We start from the raw sequence: 14769 nt of genomic DNA, 5'->3' as shown, positions 1-14769 counted from the left end.
ACTCTGCGATCATGGGTTCCATGCCTGAGGATAGGGATTTCAGCATAGATGTTATCAAGTTCAAGCCCGTCCGGATACTCGTTAAGGACACATACTATCGTGGCTCTCTGATGATATTCCGCTATCGCGGCTCCCTCGAGATAGCTCGCTTCGGCTATGAGAACGGCTTTGGAGAAAAAACCAGATATGGCTTTGGTATGGTCAAAGTGATTGACGAAGAACTAAGACGAGAAGACCAAGAGTAGCCTCTACCAGCCAGACTATCGCGACAAGCTTCGGCTCGTTCACTCTTATTTTTCTCATTATCGTCCCCAAAAAGCTCGGATAAGGTGGTGCTTGGAGCGTCCCGTCCGGGAGGACTTTAGTTTTTCCGTGTCTTCTCACCCCAAAGCGAACACTTGTTGCCTTTATGATGAAGTCCAAAAAGTGTGGAATCAGGAGTATTGCAGTATAAACCTCGACTTTTCCAATAATCCCTATTAATCCTATAAGTGCCCCCATGCTGAGCGTTCCTGTGTCGCCGGGAAAGACTTTCGCTGGATACTTGTTCCAACGCAGGAAGCCGAGAGCCGCGCCGAGACCAGTAAGTGCAAGCAGTTGAGCATTTCCGTCTGTTATCAGTGCTAGGAAAAGAAGTGCTATGGTGGAGGTGCCGATCTCGAGTCCGTTGAATCCAGCAAGCATATTCACCAAGTTGGCTGAACCTGTTACAAAGAGCACGGCAAAGATGGGATAGAGTACCCCGAGATTCAGGTCAAAGCCGAAGATATCGATATGGGATGAAACTCCTATGACGGCAACTGGGATTGATACGAAAAGTGAGAGGATGACCTTGTGAAGCTGCCTCAGATTGGTTAGATCATCAACAACGCCGATAATTCCGAAAAGGAGAAACACCGTTGTCGCCAGGGAAATCTTCTCGGTTAAAAACGGCGAAAGTGCAACTGGCAGGGCCAGGATAAGAGCGATCCCACCCATCTCCGGCACTTCTGGCTGGTCAAGCTTGTGGATGTCCCTCCCGACAATGCCGGCTCTTCTCATCCTTTCCGCGATGTATGGCGTCATGATGAGTGTCAGAGTTAAACCTATAAGAGGAGCAACGACTATCATATTAGACACCCCTCGGTGTTACAACGGCCCAAAAATAAACCCTTCGGTGAAGACCATGGATATAAGGCTCGTTGTCTTTGACCTCGACGGAACCCTCATCGGGGCACCAAAGCCTTTTGCCCAAGTCAAGGAGGAGCTTAAATCAAGGCTGCTGGAGATGGGAATCCCCCAGGATATCATTGGTGATCTCACTCCAATGTACGAAAATCTCCATCGGATAGCGAAGGAAACGGGGAGAAGCTTTGAGGAGCTATACTCGATAATGGTCGGGCTCGAGGTGGGACGAATAGCGGAGAGCTTTCTCTTCGATGGCGTTCTCGACGTTCTGGAGTTCCTAAAGGCAAGGGGCATCCCAATGGCGATAATGACAAGGAGTTCCCGCGAGGCAACGATGAAGGCCCTCGAGATGAACGGTATTAAGGACTACTTCTCGTTGATATCCACCCGGGACGATGTTCCGGCCAGGGAAGTCAAGCCGAACGCTGGTCAGCTTGAAAGGATAATTACAGCCTTTGGGGTCGAGCCGAGCAAGGTTCTCGTCGTTGGAGATCACGGCTACGATATAATTCCCGCCCGGGAGCTAGGTGCGCTGAGCGTCATGATCACTGACCACACCGCTGGGAGGATGAGTTTTAGCGTTGAGGCGAAGCCGAACTTCGAGATTGAAACGATTAAAGGCCTCCTTCCGCTGTTGGAGAACCTATTGAGTACATACGTGGTCGTTCCTGCCTACAACGAGGAGAGAACCATTGGGACAGTTCTTGACGATCTCCTGCGCTACTTCCGGGCTGAAGAGATAATCGTCGTCAACGATGGCAGCAGGGACAAAACAGCCGAGGTAGCACGCTCCAGAGGCGTTCACGTCCTTACCCACCTTGTCAACCGAGGCCTCGGTGGGGCCCTTGGGACTGGCATTGCCTATGTCCTCAGGAAGAATGCGAGACTTATACTCACCTTTGATGCCGATGGTCAACACCTAGTGAGTGATGCCCTTCGTGTTATGAAGCCAGTCGCTGAGGGCAAAGCCGACTTTGCAGTTGGTTCGAGGCTCAAGGGCGACACGAGCGAGATGCCCTTCGTCAAGCGCTTTGGTAACTTCGTCCTTGATGCTATAACAGCGGTCTTCGCGCGGAAGTACGTCAGCGACAGCCAGAGCGGACTGAGATGCTTCAGTCAGGAGTGTGCGTCAAAAATAACGATAACCTGCGACCGCTATGCAGTTTCGAGCGAGATAATCATAGAGGCCTCGAGGAACGGTTGCAGGATTGTGGAAGTTCCCATTAAAGCAGTTTATACGGAGTACTCCATGAAGAAGGGCACAAACATCCTGGAGGGGGTTAAGATAGCCCTTAATCTGCTGTTCGATAAACTGAGGTGATGGGCATGTATGCGGTTCAGTACATAACTATAGTTATTGTTCTCGCATTGATGGTCTATGTGCTTGGAAGGTATGGGCGCAAGGAATTTGAGTGGGGAGACTTCCTGTTCTGGGAAGCACTCCTGCTTGGCCTCCTAATAGTCGCAATATTTCCTTTGGAGATAGCCAACGAAATAAAGCACATCCTTGGTCTTGGTAGAGGTCTCGATGCCCTCTTCGTTATAAGTATTGGCCTTGCATACATACTGATGTTCAGGGTTTATCTCGCTGTCGACAAAACCGAGCGCGAGATAACCGAGCTAACAAGGAAAATCGCCATGGAGCTGGAGGAGATAAACAAGCGACTGGAAAAAATAGAGAAGAACCTTTAATCCTCCACAAACTCTCCGAAGAGCTCCTCCAGGAAGAGCTTCACCCTCTCTTTCGGGAGTCTGAACTGCCTTATCTTCACTATTCCTTTCTCCTGTGCTTCCCTGAGGAGTACTTCAGTTGCCTCGTTGGGGTACATTTCCTCGTATACTATCTCCTTTATGCCTGCGTTGATGACTAACTTGAAGCAGGTGTCGCAGGGGAAGTGGGTGACGTAGAGTGTTGCTCCCTCAAGGCTTATGCCCTTTCTGGCTGCCATGGCTATGACGTTCTGCTCCGCGTGAACCGCCCTGTGGCAGTGGCCGTCCACTATGAGGCAGCCTACATCAATACAGTGCTCCATTCCCCTCGGCGCACCGTTGTAACCTGTTGCAAGTATGTACCCGTCCTTGACGGCAACGGCGCCAACGCGGAGCCTTGGACAGGTTGCTCTAAGGCTCACAAGTTTCGCTATCAGCATAAAGTACTCGTCCTTGGTTGGCCTGATGCGCTTTATGCGCGCTGCCTTTTCCCGGTCTAGGAAGATTTCAACGCTCATAGCCATCACTGCATGCGCCTGTTGAACAGGTTACTACCATTTATTTCAACCAAGATTCTGAATATTCTCTCATCATAACTTGGATGGGTCTCTATTATGGCTGTTTTCTGCTTCCTCTCTATTGCCGGCTCAATGCTCGGCAGCGAGCTCAGCCTGACTCCTATCCTGAGATCCTCGTAGTATTTAAGCTCCTCGAGGGCGCGCTTCAGGCTCATGGGGACGTCTAAGAGTCTGAGTGCGGTTTCGTCCGCCTGGAATTCCCTGTTCTTCAGGAAGCTAGCGCGGGTAACCTCGTAGAGTCCGTATAGTCCGAGTGCTGCTATTGTGACAGTGGGGCTGTGGGCTAGGAAAATCAGCACCGCTGTGAACACAATCATAAGGTACCTGCCGTAGGCTATAAGGGGAAACATCTTTGTGTCGCCATTCTTTATGTGGCCGAGTTCATGGGCGGCAACGGCTAGTATTTCGTCTTGGTCAAGAACCTCGAAAAGTCCGAGGGAAAGGACTACCGTGTTCTTAAATGAGTATGCGTTTGGGATGTAGTCGTCAAGGATGTAAACCCTTGGCATTGAGAGGCCTGCCTTCTTTGCCATTCTGGCTATGCCGTCGTAGAGCCAGGGGATCTCACTTCTTTCAAGGGGGATATAGTTACCCTTGATGTCGTGGGTGGAGACCCAGAGGTAGAATGCGAAGATGAGGCCAAATGCCGTCAGTGATATCTTGAGGCCCAGTTCTTTTAGGGCCACTACTGCCAGCAGGACCTCTAGGGTTATTATGATGAAGAGCATCTTTCATCACTTCTTAATTTTGGAGAGGTATGCGTAGGTCGCTTCCCTGAAGTTTGTCATGAGGGCGTCGAGGATACTCTTCACTACTTTTTCCTCGAACTCCTCCCTTGTGGTGGTTATTGAGTAGACGTATCTCATACCACCCCTTCCCTTCTCAACGCTTCTTTTGAGCAGACCGCGCTCGCAGAGGCGGTTCATGAGAATGCTTATAGTGGAGCGCCTTATGTCTGGATGCTTCTCCTTCATGTATTCGTAGACCTGGCCGGCGGTGGCCACCTTAACCCTCCACATGTGTTCCATTATCTCTGCTTCGAGGGGTGGGAGAACCGCCTTTATACCTTCTTCGGTGAGCTTGAACTCGTGGGGCTCCATGGGTATCACCTTTTTTCTTCCTTACCTTACTTTATTTTATTTAGGGTGCCTTAGCTAAAAAGTTTTTGTGCTTTTTGGTGCTTCCATGTACTTTTAAGTTCAGTCAATTCCGGAATTAGGTTTTTAAATCTACCTCCCGAGTAGTTATGGGCATGGGCCGGTGGCTTAGCCTGGATAGAGCGTCGGCCTCCGGAGCCGAAGGTCGCGGGTTCGAATCCCGCCCGGCCCGCCAAAAACAAACTTCACCTTCGTGAAGTTTGATCAAGGTTCGTGGTTCTCTTGGAAATATCAATATTGCAGTAAGGATTCCTTTTTTACAAGCCGTGTAGGAATTGAATTCTCCCATTAATGCCTCCCTCAAGGAGTTTCTTTCCTTGACGCCCTTTGGGCGCCGTTAAAAGCAGACCCATATCAAAAGCCAGTTTGAAAGCGAAAGCACGGGGAGCGAAGCGCGTGAAAAGCACGTACGAACTTTGATGAAACTTTTCACCAGAAAAGTTTTCTCCTGTGGGACTTTGCCCCACTACGGGGGTTTGAGAGTACAGGAAGCTTTTGGAAAAAGCTTCACCAAAAGTTCGTAGCTCTCCACTTAGAGGGTTGAAGTGAACTAGTTTCAAACTTCCAACGTCCTCCATTAGGAGAGAACGCTCTAAGACCACCCTTTAAAAGGGGTTTACACTCTTTGACGCCTGGAGGGCGTCTTCTTAAAAGTAGACTCCTCCAAGGAAGCCACCAACAGTGTTCTCACTGAAAACCGCAGTTTAACGCTGAAACTGCCAAAAGATTGGCCTCTTTAAGAAAGAGCTACGAACTTGATCAAACTTCGCGCAGACGAAGTTTGTAGGACTGGTGGGCCCGCGGGGCTTTGAACCCCGGACCTCCGCCGTGTGAGGGCGGCGTCATAACCAGGCTAGACCACGGGCCCGTCCCGGGAATAGTGGAAGGGAACGAAAATATAAAGCTTTCGCTAGACCTCGTCGAGTATCTTCCTCGGTGCACCGGCGAAGGTCACTAAGTATTCCGCCTCAACAATGTGCAGTCTCCCCGGAACGACCATAACGTGCGGCTGTTTGCCGAAGTCCTCGTTGAGCATGTCCCTAACGTAGCCAGCTTTGAGCGTCGGATTGAGTGAGCCCGCACGCGCAAGAACGACTACCAGTGTATCAGGCATGAAAACACCTTCCCCCTTCATCTCCTCAACCTGGAGGAGAATCTCCATAGCCTCGTTAGCTGTCATGTAGCGATTCTGATCAGCCTTTATGTCAAGGAAGAGCATCGTGTGAAGCCCCCGCTCTTTGTTCTCTCTTATCACGTCGTAGTGACTCGTTGGAAACCAGTTTTTCTCTGGGTAAGCCACGGTTGCGCTCTTGCCGAACTTGTATACCTGAAGGCCGGTTATTGCTATGGCGGAATAGATGCTTGGCGCGTGGATGACGTAACTCTCGATTCCCATCTCCTTCGCCCTTATGCGGAGGTCGGAGTGAGTGGTTGCCACCATAGGGTCACCCGCGGTTAGAAAGGCGACGTCCTTGCCCTTCGCCTCGCTAAGAACGATTCTCTCAAATTGGAGCTCGACCTCTTCCCTGCTGAGCCTCCTGATGGGCTTCCCTATGAGCTCCTCAATCTTATCAAGCGTCGTCCCGGCCAAAAGCGAGGTGTAGAACTCGGCAAAGACGAGGTCGCATTTTCTGGCCATCTCCAGGCCCTTGAGCGTGATGTCTTTTTCGTCGTAGAGTCCTAACCCAATGAAGTATATCGCCATTTTCCCCACCGACCGAGCGTAGGAGGGGGGGTTTTTAAGCTTGACCGCCAATGTGGGAAACTCTGAAACTTCATTTAATCTCTCAATTACTGATTAAACCTGGATCCAACTTAAAATGACCCTTTTAACGCGAGTTCACTTTGTTTTGGATGTCCACACGACGTCAGGTTGGAGAGAACTCGCATAAATATTACTGTTCGGTGAATGAACCCATCAACAAGCAAGCCAAATAAGAAGAATGAACTGTAAAACTGCAATCTTGGAAGTTAATTACTTTTGATCAACCTTTTCTCAAGAGAAGTTTGCCTGTTAGGCAATTGCCGAAAGGTTTATAATGATTGACGAATATCATCCACTATGCTTGAAAAGGAGAAAGAAGCTCTTGCCAAGAGGATAGCCGGAGAAATAACCCTCTCCTCCGACCCCGGAAAGACCATGCGCAAATGGAGGGAGATATTCGGCATAAGTCAGACGGAGCTCGCCGAATACCTTGGCGTCTCTTCTTCTGTCATAAGCGACTACGAGGGTGGGAGAAGAAAGAGCCCCGGTGCTTCAACCATCAGGAAGTTCGTTGAGGCTCTCCTGGAGATAGACGAGCGGAGAGGAGGAAACGTCATAAAAGCCTTTAGCAAGACCATTGGAAGTGAGCTTCCGACCAGCGCTATCCTTGATATAAGGGAGTTCGCACTGCCCATCACAATCAAAGATCTCGTTGGAGCCGTCAAGGGTGAAGTTGTTGCAAACATGCACCTTCTGGATAGAAGGATATACGGATATACAGTCGTTGACAGTATAAAGGCGATCCTTGAGATGTCGGCGGAAGAGTTCCTCAAGCTCTACGGCTGGACGACTGAGAGGGCGCTAATATTCACCAAGGTAACGACCGGAAGGAGTCCAATGATAGCCGTCCGCGTTCAGGGGCTCAAGCCGGCAGTAGTCGTCCTTCACGGCATCAAGAAGCTCGATGAGCTTGCGGTAAAACTGGCCGAGCGCGAGAGGGTCCCACTGGTGATTTCCCACGCGGGAAGTGAGGCAGAACTTATAACGGGGCTGAGAAGACTTGTAGAAAAGACAGAGATGGAGCTCTAATGGGCAAACTCTAATCGAGCTGCTTCTTCCGCCATATCCCACCTTCCGCGAGCTTAGTTAGTCTGTCCCTTATGTGGAGAAGTACGTCGTTCAGCGTTTTTCCATTGTCATACTCCTCGATAATTCTGATGAGCTCCCCCCTGCTGTAGTCCTTCATTTCACGAGCGAGCTCTGTCATCCTCGGATAAGCCCTGACGATGTTGTCTACGATGGTTATATCTGCCATCCTCGCTGAACGAGATAATGGGTTCAAATCAATGGTTATCACAAATTTGCCCATCCTAACGAGGGCCTCGGTCCTGTCACCGTCCTCCAGAGGAACGACTACCACGTCGGCCTTCCAGATGCCATTCTCATCGACTTTTCCGCGCTCGTGCTCTAGGCCGGGAATCCTCTTTGTTGGGTTTATACCGAGGAGCTCTATCTCGGGATCGTATTTGCGGAGTTCTTCTGCTATCGCTTTAACACGATCCTCCGTGCGATAGAAGAGGTTTATCTCGAGTTTGGCATTGAGTGCTCTGGCGAGCTCTATTGTCTCCTTCGGCACCAAAGCGGCAACGTTGCCGTTCACAGAGACAACGGGATTCTCCGCAAGGAGGAGCTTCGCGACCGCTGCCCTCATGGCCCTCTCAGCAGGTTCTATCGTCCTTTCGCCGATGAGATAGTCGAAGGCCTCTCCCCTACCGTGGGCGATCAAGCCGGTCTTCGCCGTCATTCCCTTCTCCATTCCCTCGATGATCTTCTCTCTATAGTAGAGGCTCCAGTAGCGTGGATGGCTCTTGGGTATTTTCACCATTTACATCACCTTGTATTGGTTTGGCATGATATGATAAAAAGCCTTCCCAGCAGGATTTATCCTTTTAGCCGTCCCTAATAAAGCCTGCAGAGAACTTTTTGGGGTGGCTCGGGGTTCTGAACCTTTGGTTTAAAAAAGGAATATAAACCTTAGGTTCAAAACCTTAGGTGAACAAGTTTGAACACATGCTCAAGGTGGTGCATTATGGGATATAAGATAACAAAAAAGGAGAACCTGGGCGCCATAGACTTCTTCATGGAGGTCGAGGCACCTCACATAGCTCGCTCCTGGAAGGTGGGCCAGTTTGTGGTTTTGATCCCCGATGAGAAGGGCGAAAGAGTCCCGATGTCTGTCTATTATGCTGATGACGGAAGGATAGGTATGTTTCTCAGGCGCCATGGAATCACAACCTTCAAGCTCTGGTATGAGTTCGACGTTGGAGACGAGATTCTCAGTATAACAGGCCCTCTTGGAAAGCCGATTGACGTCAAGTACTACGGCAACGTTGTCTTTGTCTCGGATGCCGTCTGTGCACAGGCCGAGAGCTACGCAACGCTCAAGGCAATGAAAGAAGTTGGAAACTACACTATAGCGATTCAGACCTTTGAGAACGCCGCAAACGTTTATCCAGAGAAGTACCTAGCAAAACCGGTGGCAGACGAGCACTACCTCACAACGGAGGATGGGAGCGTTGGCATAAAGGGCCACTACCTTGATGTCCTCAAGGAACTCATCGAGAAGGACAAGGTGGATATAGTCTTCGGCGGCGGAAAGCTTGGCTCCCTCAAAAAGCTCGCTGAGCTAACAAGGCCCTACGGAATCCCCACGATAGTCACGGTCAGGCAGATAATGGTTGACGGAACAGGAATGTGTGGTTCGTGTAGGGTTCTTTACGACGGTGAGATAAAGTTCGCCTGCAGGGACGGGCCGATGATGGATGCTCACAAAATAGACTGGGACGATGCCATAAAGAGGAACGCCCGCTTTGCTGAGCAGGAGAAAATTGCAAGAGAGAGATACCTTGCCAAGCTGAGGGAGAAGGGGGTGATCTGAATGGCGAGAGCCAAGCCTAAGCTTATCAAGGAGCGTGTTCCCACTCCGGAAGTGCCAGTGGAGGATAGAGTGAGGAGCTTCGTTGAGGTTAACCTCGGTTATGACTTTGCTTCGGCCCTAAAGGAAGCGGAGCGCTGCATACAGTGTCCACCCGAGTACGCGCCATGCATCAAAGGATGCCCTGTCCACATAAACATACCGGGATTCATAAGGGCCCTCCGTGAGAACCCCGATAATCCGGATGAAGCCGTCAAGAACGCCCTGCGTGTAATATGGAACGACAATACCTTACCTGCTGTTACGGGAAGGGTCTGCCCGCAAGAGGAGCAGTGTGAGGCTCCCTGTGTGATGGGTAAGGTCGGAGAGCCGATAAACATAGGCAAGCTGGAGAGGTTCGTGGCTGACTACGCGAGGAAGCACGGCATAGAGGAAGTGCTCCTCAAGGAATTCATGGGAGACAGTGAGGGAGTGAAGGGAAAGGTCGCAGTGGTCGGAAGCGGGCCTGCTGGCCTGACCTGTGCGGGAGAGCTTGCGAAGATGGGCTACAAGGTTACCATCTTCGAGGCCCTTCACAAGCCCGGTGGAGTACTCATCTATGGGATTCCCGAGTTCAGGCTCCCGAAGGAAATACTCGAGAAGGAGATAGCAAAGCTCAGGGAGTTGGGAGTTGAGATAAAGCTAGACTACATCGTCGGGAAGACCGTAACTCTTGAGGAACTCCTTGAAGAGTACGATGCAGTCTTTATCGGCACCGGTGCCGGTACTCCAAAGCTCCTGAACATACCAGGGATCCTTCTCGACAGGATTTACACCGCAAACGAGTTCCTCACGAGGATTAACCTCATGAAGGCCTACCTCTTCCCCGAATATGACGAGCCGATAGCGATAGGAAAGAAGACGATCGTTATTGGGGCTGGAAACACAGCGATGGACGCGGCGCGCTCCGCCCTCAGGCTCGGTACTGAAGTTACGATAGCCTACCGTCGCGGAAGGGAAGACATGACCGCCCGTATCGAAGAGATTCAGCACGCTGAGGAAGAAGGTGTTAAGTTTGAGTTCTTCGTGAACCCGGTCGAGTTCATAGGGGACGAGAACGGTAAAGTGAAGGCAGTGAAGTTCGAGAAGATGATGCCGCTCGATGAGCGCGATAGCAGAGGTAAGAGGAAGATAGTTGGCACCGGTGAGTACATAACGCTGGAAGCCGACACTGTCATCATCGCCATTGGCCTTGAACCCAACAGAATAATAAGCGAGGAAGCCACCGGCCTCAAGACGAACTCCGATGGAACACTTGTGGTGGACGAGAACCTCATGACGAGCATCCCGGGCGTCTTTGCAGGCGGAGACGCAATAAGGGGAGAAGCGACCGTCATCCTAGCGATGGGTGATGGAAAGAAGGCGGCAAAGGCAATCCACAATTATATACAAGCCAAGAAGGCGAACGCTTGATACCTCTTTTCTTCTCTACCATTGCCTTTTCCTGTCACCGAAGAAGAACTTCATGAAGCCTGAGAAATCCTCGCCTCGAAAGGCCGCGTAGAGGCTCTGCGTTTCCTCAGGGGAAAGCCATTCAATCCTCTCTGGAATGCCTTCCTCAAAGAGGTATAGAATCTCGTCGCCCTTTCTGGCCACATCGAGAGTGTAGATCTTCTTTCCCTGCTCCTGGGCGATTTTTATCTCTCTGACAACGAGGGAGGTGAACTTGCCCACTATGGCTATAGCCACAAATACCTCCGCGTCCTTTATCATGTGATCTGTGCTCTTGAGTCCATAGTCTGAAGGAACTATGAAGTTGTTCGAGCCGAGCTTCTCCTCAAGTAGCTCAAGGATGACCTTCTCTGTGTGAGTGTGGTAAAGTATCGTGGGTTCGCTCAGGTAAACGAGCGGCCCGTATTTCTCCTTTTTCTTTCGCCTCAAAAATCCAAACATGAGACCACCTCAGGTGGGGATAATGTCCTCATCGTCTCCTCGGGAGGGATGACACTCATCATCGGTCAACCTCACTACTGGGTAGGGCTTATTAAGGTTTGGCCCTCCATTTTGTTAGGTGATGGAATGCGCGTCATCCCACTCGCGTCGGAGAGCCTCGGCGTGAGGAGCTTAGCCACCTTCGTAGAGGCCTCTGGAATAAAAATCCTCATCGACCCCGGTGTCGCCCTCGGGCCGAAGCGCTACGGCCTTCCACCGGCTAAGGCCGAGATGGAGGTACTCCAGAAGATGAGACGGAAGCTTCAGGGCTACGCGCGGAGGAGTGAGGTTGTCGTTATTTCCCACTATCATTACGACCACCACACACCGTTCTTCGAAGGTCTGTACGAGAGTTCAAGCGAGAGCTACGCGAGGGAGATATACGAGGGAAAGCCCCTCTTCATAAAGCACCCCCGGGAAAACATAAACTTCAGCCAGAGGAAGCGCGCTTGGGCCTTCCTCAAAAACACCGAACCGATAGCGAAGAAGATTGAGTTCGCCGATGGCAAATCCTTCGACCTCGGCGGCGTTGAGTTGGAGTTTTCCCCAGCCGTCCCCCATGGAAGCGAAGGTTCCAGGCTCGGCTTCGTTGTGATGACGCTCACCGACGACGGCTTCAGGCTCATCCACGCGAGCGATATTCAGCTCCTCAACAGGAAATCTGTGGAGTGGATAATCGAGAAGGTTCCAGATTTGCTCATAACTGGGGGACCACCGACATACCTCGGTAAGCGCGCTGAGGGAAGCTGGGAGGCGGGCATTAAAAACCTCAACGAGATAATCCGCGAAACAGGAGCAGAGATAATACTCGACCACCACATCATCAGGGATAAGAACTATCCGAGGTTCTTCGACGAGCTCGAGGAGATACCAAAGACCTTCGCGGGCTACCTGAAGGTTGAAGATCGACCATTGGAGGCTTACAGGCGGGAACTTCACAAAATCGAGAAAGGTGGGGAGGCAGAGATACCGTTCAAACTAAGTTGAGGAAGCCGCCGTCCCTAGGGATAATCACTCGTCGAGTGCGTGGAAGAGCAGCGCCTATGGCCACCAGATCGCAGTCGTCAACGTTGGGCTTTCGGTGACCCAGGCCACTTTACCTCACGTTACGTCCTTTATCGCCCCCGCCATCCAGTGAGCGACCTTCTCCGTCGAGCATCACTTGGTGTTGTATATTGTGCAGACCATGATTTCACCTACCCACGGGGTCAGTTTTGGTACTACTTAGACCTTTCAACTGAGGAAAGCCTTAAATCGAGGGGGGTAAAGTTGTTTTAGGTGAGGAAAATGAGGGATTTCTATATCGCCCACGAGGAGGATATAAAGGCCGGAAGGACCACTGACGTTTATTTCATTAGGACAAAGAAAATCCTTGAGGAAAAGGGCATCCACAAGAAGGTTTTCGCCGACGTAACCACGACGGGACTTCCAAAGGGCTGGAAGTGGGGAGTTCTGGCTGGAATCGAAGAAGTTGCCAAGCTCCTCGAAGGCCTGCCGGTAAACGTCTACGCCATGCCAGAGGGGACGATATTCCACCCCTATGAGCCTGTTCTTCAGATTGAAGGATACTACGAGGAATTCGGCATCTACGAGACTGCCTTACTCGGAATGCTCAGTCAGGCGAGCGGTATAGCCACCGCAGCATTGAGGGTCAAGATCGCCGCGAACTTCAAGCCAGTCTATTCCTTTGGCATAAGGCACATGCATCCTGCCATAGCCCCAATGATTGACCGCTCGGCATTCATAGGCGGCTGCGACGGGGTGAGCGGCGTTCTCGGGGCGGAGATGATAGGTGAAAAGCCCGTTGGAACGATGCCTCACGCGTTGATTCTTACCGTAGGTGACCAGGTGAAGGCCTGGAAGTACTTCGACGAGGTCGTCGAGCCGGAGGTGCCGAGGACAGCGCTGGTTGACACCATCTGCGACGAGAAGTTTGAGGCTCTGATGGCAGCTGAAGCCTTGGGAGAACGCCTGACCGCGGTGAGGCTCGACACGCCCGGCTCGAGGAGGGGCAACTTCAGGAGGATAATCGAAGAGGTCCGCTGGGAGCTCGACCTAAGGGGTTACGAGCACGTTAAAATCTTCGTCAGTGGAGGCCTAAACGAGGAGAGCATAAGGGAGATAGTGGACATCGCAGATGCTTTTGGCGTTGGCTCGTCCATAGCCAGTGCGAAACCTATAGACTTCTCCCTTGACATAGTCGAGATCGAAGGAAAGCCTTTCACCAAGCGTGGCAAGCTCAGCGGAAGGAAGCAGATATACCGCTGTGAGAACGGCCATTACCACAGGGTTTCAGCAGATAAAAAGCTGGAAAGATGTCCAGTCTGTGGGGCGAAAGTCGAGCCGCTCTTAAAGCCGCTCATTGAAAACGGTGAAATAGTGGCAGAACTTCCAAAGGCGACGGAGATAAGGGAGTACGTGCTTGAGCAAGCGGAGAGGTTCGGGCTGGGACTCGACTGACAGAGAAGATTGGATTGGCCGCCCCAATGGGCCCTGTGGCTGACGGGAGCCTGATGGGCTGTTTTTATTCCTTTATTATGTTGTTATGGTACTGCTGATAACCTGTAGATTTTAAAGGGGTACCAAAAACTGAAGGGTAATGGGAAGGAAAACGACGAATAGTGAGAATGAAAAAGGAGAGGCTTCAAGCCTCCTCAATGACGATAGCGCTGACCGGGCAAGCCTCAGCAGCCTCAACTGCGCAGTTGTAGAGGTTCTCGTCCTCGATAACCTCCACAACCGGAACAGCCTTGCCCTCGTCGTTCATCTCGAAGACGTCCGGGCAGAGGCTAGCACAGATGGCATCTCCAATACAGGTGTCCTGGTCAACCATAACCTTCCACGCCATGGCACATCACCGCTTTTAGATGAACTTCGGCGAATATAAACTTTTCGTCGAGGAAAAAGACTCCAAACGACGAAAATTCGTGGAAGAAGGAGAAAAATTGGACTCTCATGCACAGAGAGGGACAGGATGGGTCAATAAAGTCCGAGTTTCTTTTTGTACTCATCGCTTATCCTGTCCGGCGTCCACGGTGGATCGAAGGTGAGCTCGATTTCGGCGTCTTTAACGCCCGGAATCTCGAGTATCTTATCCTCGACAGCCCTGAGAATCCACATCGTCAGCGGGCAACCAGGGGTGGTCATCGTCATCTTGACGTAAACTGTCTTGTCTGGCCTGATGTTCAGCTCGTATATAAGGCCCAAATTGACAACATCAACGCCAATTTCTGGGTCGATGACTTCCTTGAGCTTCTCGAGTATCATTTCTCTTGTTACTTCGGCGTTGTCATCGACCTGCTTGTCCCTCTCACGGTTTATCGTGATTGTGCCAATTCCTTCGATCTTCTGGAGCTCAGTGTTGAGCCTTATGAGAACGTTGTCGATGTCCGGAGTGTCTTTTGAGAGGGTAATTGTTACAGAACCATCCTCACCGATTTCAAGCCCTTTAACGTACTTCTCATCAACTACCGCTTTAACCTTCTCCATTACCTCTTCCTTGGTTACCATAATTCACCACCTAAGCGAAGTTCAAGATAACAAATT

At 51.1% G+C, this 14769-nt stretch carries 18 protein-coding genes and 2 tRNA genes; 9 read left to right on the top strand and 11 right to left on the bottom strand.

The window, feature by feature from the left end; genetic code table 11:
* Positions 1-245: CRISPR-associated endoribonuclease Cas6 (locus E3E33_RS07480; RefSeq protein WP_304940808.1), on the top strand; the 245-nt coding region annotated here is incomplete at its 5' end.
* On the opposite strand, the gene E3E33_RS07475 is transcribed toward E3E33_RS07480, so the two are convergent.
* Positions 202-1110, bottom strand: a complete 909-nt coding sequence (locus E3E33_RS07475; RefSeq protein WP_012572327.1) for a glycosyltransferase 4 family protein — start codon at positions 1108-1110, stop codon at positions 202-204. The genes E3E33_RS07480 and E3E33_RS07475 overlap by 44 nt on opposite strands.
* A gap of 55 nt (positions 1111-1165) precedes the next feature.
* Between E3E33_RS07475 and E3E33_RS07470 the strand changes: the two genes are divergently transcribed.
* Together E3E33_RS07470 and E3E33_RS07465 are read left to right on the top strand one after the other, a co-directional pair.
* Entirely contained in the window at positions 1166-2488 is a 1323-nt protein-coding gene (locus tag E3E33_RS07470; RefSeq protein WP_167710849.1) for an HAD-IA family hydrolase, read from the top strand.
* Between the two features lie 5 nt (positions 2489-2493).
* Positions 2494-2859, top strand: a complete 366-nt coding sequence (locus tag E3E33_RS07465) for a DUF2304 domain-containing protein (RefSeq protein ID WP_012572329.1) — start codon at positions 2494-2496, stop codon at positions 2857-2859.
* Here the strand turns inward: E3E33_RS07465 and E3E33_RS07460 are convergent.
* From E3E33_RS07460 to E3E33_RS07450, 3 genes are read right to left on the bottom strand one after another with little or no spacing between them, the layout of a single operon-like run.
* Positions 2856-3395: a cytidine/deoxycytidylate deaminase family protein gene (locus E3E33_RS07460; protein ID WP_048055087.1), complete on the bottom strand. Its 540-nt coding sequence runs from the start codon at positions 3393-3395 to the stop codon at positions 2856-2858. The genes E3E33_RS07465 and E3E33_RS07460 overlap by 4 nt on opposite strands.
* A gap of 5 nt (positions 3396-3400) precedes the next feature.
* Positions 3401-4183, bottom strand: a complete 783-nt coding sequence (locus E3E33_RS07455; RefSeq protein WP_167710848.1) for a M48 family metallopeptidase — start codon at positions 4181-4183, stop codon at positions 3401-3403.
* Between the two features lie 6 nt (positions 4184-4189).
* Positions 4190-4555: a BlaI/MecI/CopY family transcriptional regulator gene (locus tag E3E33_RS07450; RefSeq protein WP_012572332.1), complete on the bottom strand. Its 366-nt coding sequence runs from the start codon at positions 4553-4555 to the stop codon at positions 4190-4192.
* A gap of 154 nt (positions 4556-4709) precedes the next feature.
* On the opposite strand from E3E33_RS07450, the gene E3E33_RS07445 reads away from it, so the two are divergent.
* Positions 4710-4787: transfer RNA gene (locus tag E3E33_RS07445), tRNA-Arg, on the top strand.
* Positions 4788-4869: 82 nt separating this feature from the next.
* Here E3E33_RS07445 and E3E33_RS07440 read toward each other — a convergent pair.
* The 3 genes from E3E33_RS07440 to dph5 all read right to left on the bottom strand — a co-directional run bounded on the left by E3E33_RS07440 (position 4870) and on the right by dph5 (position 6317).
* Positions 4870-5190, bottom strand: coding sequence for a hypothetical protein (locus tag E3E33_RS07440; RefSeq protein WP_167710847.1), 321 nt, complete (start codon positions 5188-5190; stop codon positions 4870-4872).
* Positions 5191-5402: 212 nt separating this feature from the next.
* Positions 5403-5480: transfer RNA gene (locus E3E33_RS07435), tRNA-Val, on the bottom strand.
* Positions 5481-5522: 42 nt separating this feature from the next.
* Positions 5523-6317 carry a diphthine synthase gene (dph5, locus tag E3E33_RS07430; protein WP_167710946.1) on the bottom strand — a complete coding sequence of 265 codons (795 nt, stop codon included), beginning with the start codon at positions 6315-6317 and terminating at the stop codon, positions 5523-5525.
* A 357-nt stretch (positions 6318-6674) separates the two neighbouring features.
* Here dph5 and E3E33_RS07425 point away from each other — a divergent pair, with 357 nt between their 5' ends.
* Entirely contained in the window at positions 6675-7406 is a 732-nt protein-coding gene (locus E3E33_RS07425; protein ID WP_012572335.1) for a helix-turn-helix domain-containing protein, read from the top strand.
* Positions 7407-7416: 10 nt separating this feature from the next.
* Here E3E33_RS07425 and E3E33_RS07420 read toward each other — a convergent pair whose 3' ends face one another.
* A complete protein-coding gene (locus tag E3E33_RS07420) occupies positions 7417-8202 on the bottom strand; it encodes a 4-phosphopantoate--beta-alanine ligase (protein WP_167710846.1) in 786 nt (261 codons plus the stop codon).
* A 204-nt stretch (positions 8203-8406) separates the two neighbouring features.
* Here E3E33_RS07420 and E3E33_RS07415 point away from each other — a divergent pair, with 204 nt between their 5' ends.
* Both E3E33_RS07415 and gltA read left to right on the top strand, forming a co-directional pair.
* Positions 8407-9255, top strand: a complete 849-nt coding sequence (locus E3E33_RS07415; protein WP_167710845.1) for a sulfide/dihydroorotate dehydrogenase-like FAD/NAD-binding protein — start codon at positions 8407-8409, stop codon at positions 9253-9255.
* Positions 9256-10704: an NADPH-dependent glutamate synthase gene (gene gltA / locus E3E33_RS07410; RefSeq protein WP_167710844.1), complete on the top strand. Its 1449-nt coding sequence runs from the start codon at positions 9256-9258 to the stop codon at positions 10702-10704.
* Between the two features lie 15 nt (positions 10705-10719).
* On the opposite strand, the gene E3E33_RS07405 is transcribed toward gltA, so the two are convergent.
* Complete coding sequence (locus E3E33_RS07405; RefSeq protein WP_012572339.1) at positions 10720-11184, bottom strand: hypothetical protein; 465 nt, start codon at positions 11182-11184, stop codon at positions 10720-10722.
* Between the two features lie 126 nt (positions 11185-11310).
* Here E3E33_RS07405 and E3E33_RS07400 point away from each other — a divergent pair, with 126 nt between their 5' ends.
* Positions 11311-12210 carry an MBL fold metallo-hydrolase gene (locus tag E3E33_RS07400; protein WP_167710843.1) on the top strand — a complete coding sequence of 300 codons (900 nt, stop codon included), beginning with the start codon at positions 11311-11313 and terminating at the stop codon, positions 12208-12210.
* Positions 12211-12510: 300 nt separating this feature from the next.
* Positions 12511-13683, top strand: a complete 1173-nt coding sequence (locus tag E3E33_RS07395) for a nicotinate phosphoribosyltransferase (RefSeq protein ID WP_167710945.1) — start codon at positions 12511-12513, stop codon at positions 13681-13683.
* A 184-nt stretch (positions 13684-13867) separates the two neighbouring features.
* Here E3E33_RS07395 and E3E33_RS07390 read toward each other — a convergent pair whose 3' ends face one another.
* Positions 13868-14071 (bottom strand): ferredoxin, encoded by a 204-nt coding sequence (locus E3E33_RS07390; RefSeq protein WP_012572323.1) that lies wholly within the window; start codon positions 14069-14071, stop codon positions 13868-13870.
* Positions 14072-14202: 131 nt separating this feature from the next.
* On the bottom strand, positions 14203-14733 hold the full coding sequence (locus E3E33_RS07385) for a metal-sulfur cluster assembly factor (RefSeq protein WP_012572322.1): 531 nt from the start codon (positions 14731-14733) through the stop codon (positions 14203-14205).
* Between the last annotated feature and the right edge of the window lie 36 nt (positions 14734-14769).

This window comes from Thermococcus sp. GR5 (genome assembly GCF_012027535.1).
Classification (GTDB): Archaea; Methanobacteriota_B; Thermococci; order Thermococcales; family Thermococcaceae; genus Thermococcus; species Thermococcus onnurineus.
The sequence above is the reverse complement of the archived record's forward strand: the minus strand, read 5'-3'. Positions and strand labels throughout refer to the sequence as shown.

Excerpts from the sequence above, each read along its gene's own strand:
- E3E33_RS07460 (WP_048055087.1), bottom strand. The coding sequence starts at position 3,395 with ATGAGCGTTGAAATCTTCCTAGACCGGGAAAAGGCAGCGCGCATAAAG.
- E3E33_RS07415 (WP_167710845.1), top strand. The coding sequence starts at position 8,407 with ATGGGATATAAGATAACAAAAAAGGAGAACCTGGGCGCCATAGACTTC.
- E3E33_RS07475 (WP_012572327.1), bottom strand. The coding sequence starts at position 1,110 with ATGATAGTCGTTGCTCCTCTTATAGGTTTAACTCTGACACTCATCATG.
- E3E33_RS07450 (WP_012572332.1), bottom strand. The coding sequence starts at position 4,555 with ATGGAGCCCCACGAGTTCAAGCTCACCGAAGAAGGTATAAAGGCGGTT.
- E3E33_RS07405 (WP_012572339.1), bottom strand. The coding sequence starts at position 11,184 with ATGTTTGGATTTTTGAGGCGAAAGAAAAAGGAGAAATACGGGCCGCTC.
- E3E33_RS07390 (WP_012572323.1), bottom strand. The coding sequence starts at position 14,071 with ATGGCGTGGAAGGTTATGGTTGACCAGGACACCTGTATTGGAGATGCC.
- E3E33_RS07455 (WP_167710848.1), bottom strand. The coding sequence starts at position 4,183 with ATGCTCTTCATCATAATAACCCTAGAGGTCCTGCTGGCAGTAGTGGCC.
- E3E33_RS07470 (WP_167710849.1), top strand. The coding sequence starts at position 1,166 with ATGGATATAAGGCTCGTTGTCTTTGACCTCGACGGAACCCTCATCGGG.
- E3E33_RS07420 (WP_167710846.1), bottom strand. The coding sequence starts at position 8,202 with ATGGTGAAAATACCCAAGAGCCATCCACGCTACTGGAGCCTCTACTAT.
- E3E33_RS07440 (WP_167710847.1), bottom strand. The coding sequence starts at position 5,190 with ATGGAGGACGTTGGAAGTTTGAAACTAGTTCACTTCAACCCTCTAAGT.
- E3E33_RS07395 (WP_167710945.1), top strand. The coding sequence starts at position 12,511 with ATGAGGGATTTCTATATCGCCCACGAGGAGGATATAAAGGCCGGAAGG.
- E3E33_RS07425 (WP_012572335.1), top strand. The coding sequence starts at position 6,675 with ATGCTTGAAAAGGAGAAAGAAGCTCTTGCCAAGAGGATAGCCGGAGAA.
- dph5 (WP_167710946.1), bottom strand. The coding sequence starts at position 6,317 with ATGGCGATATACTTCATTGGGTTAGGACTCTACGACGAAAAAGACATC.
- gltA (WP_167710844.1), top strand. The coding sequence starts at position 9,256 with ATGGCGAGAGCCAAGCCTAAGCTTATCAAGGAGCGTGTTCCCACTCCG.
- E3E33_RS07385 (WP_012572322.1), bottom strand. The coding sequence starts at position 14,733 with ATGGTAACCAAGGAAGAGGTAATGGAGAAGGTTAAAGCGGTAGTTGAT.
- E3E33_RS07400 (WP_167710843.1), top strand. The coding sequence starts at position 11,311 with ATGCGCGTCATCCCACTCGCGTCGGAGAGCCTCGGCGTGAGGAGCTTA.
- E3E33_RS07465 (WP_012572329.1), top strand. The coding sequence starts at position 2,494 with ATGTATGCGGTTCAGTACATAACTATAGTTATTGTTCTCGCATTGATG.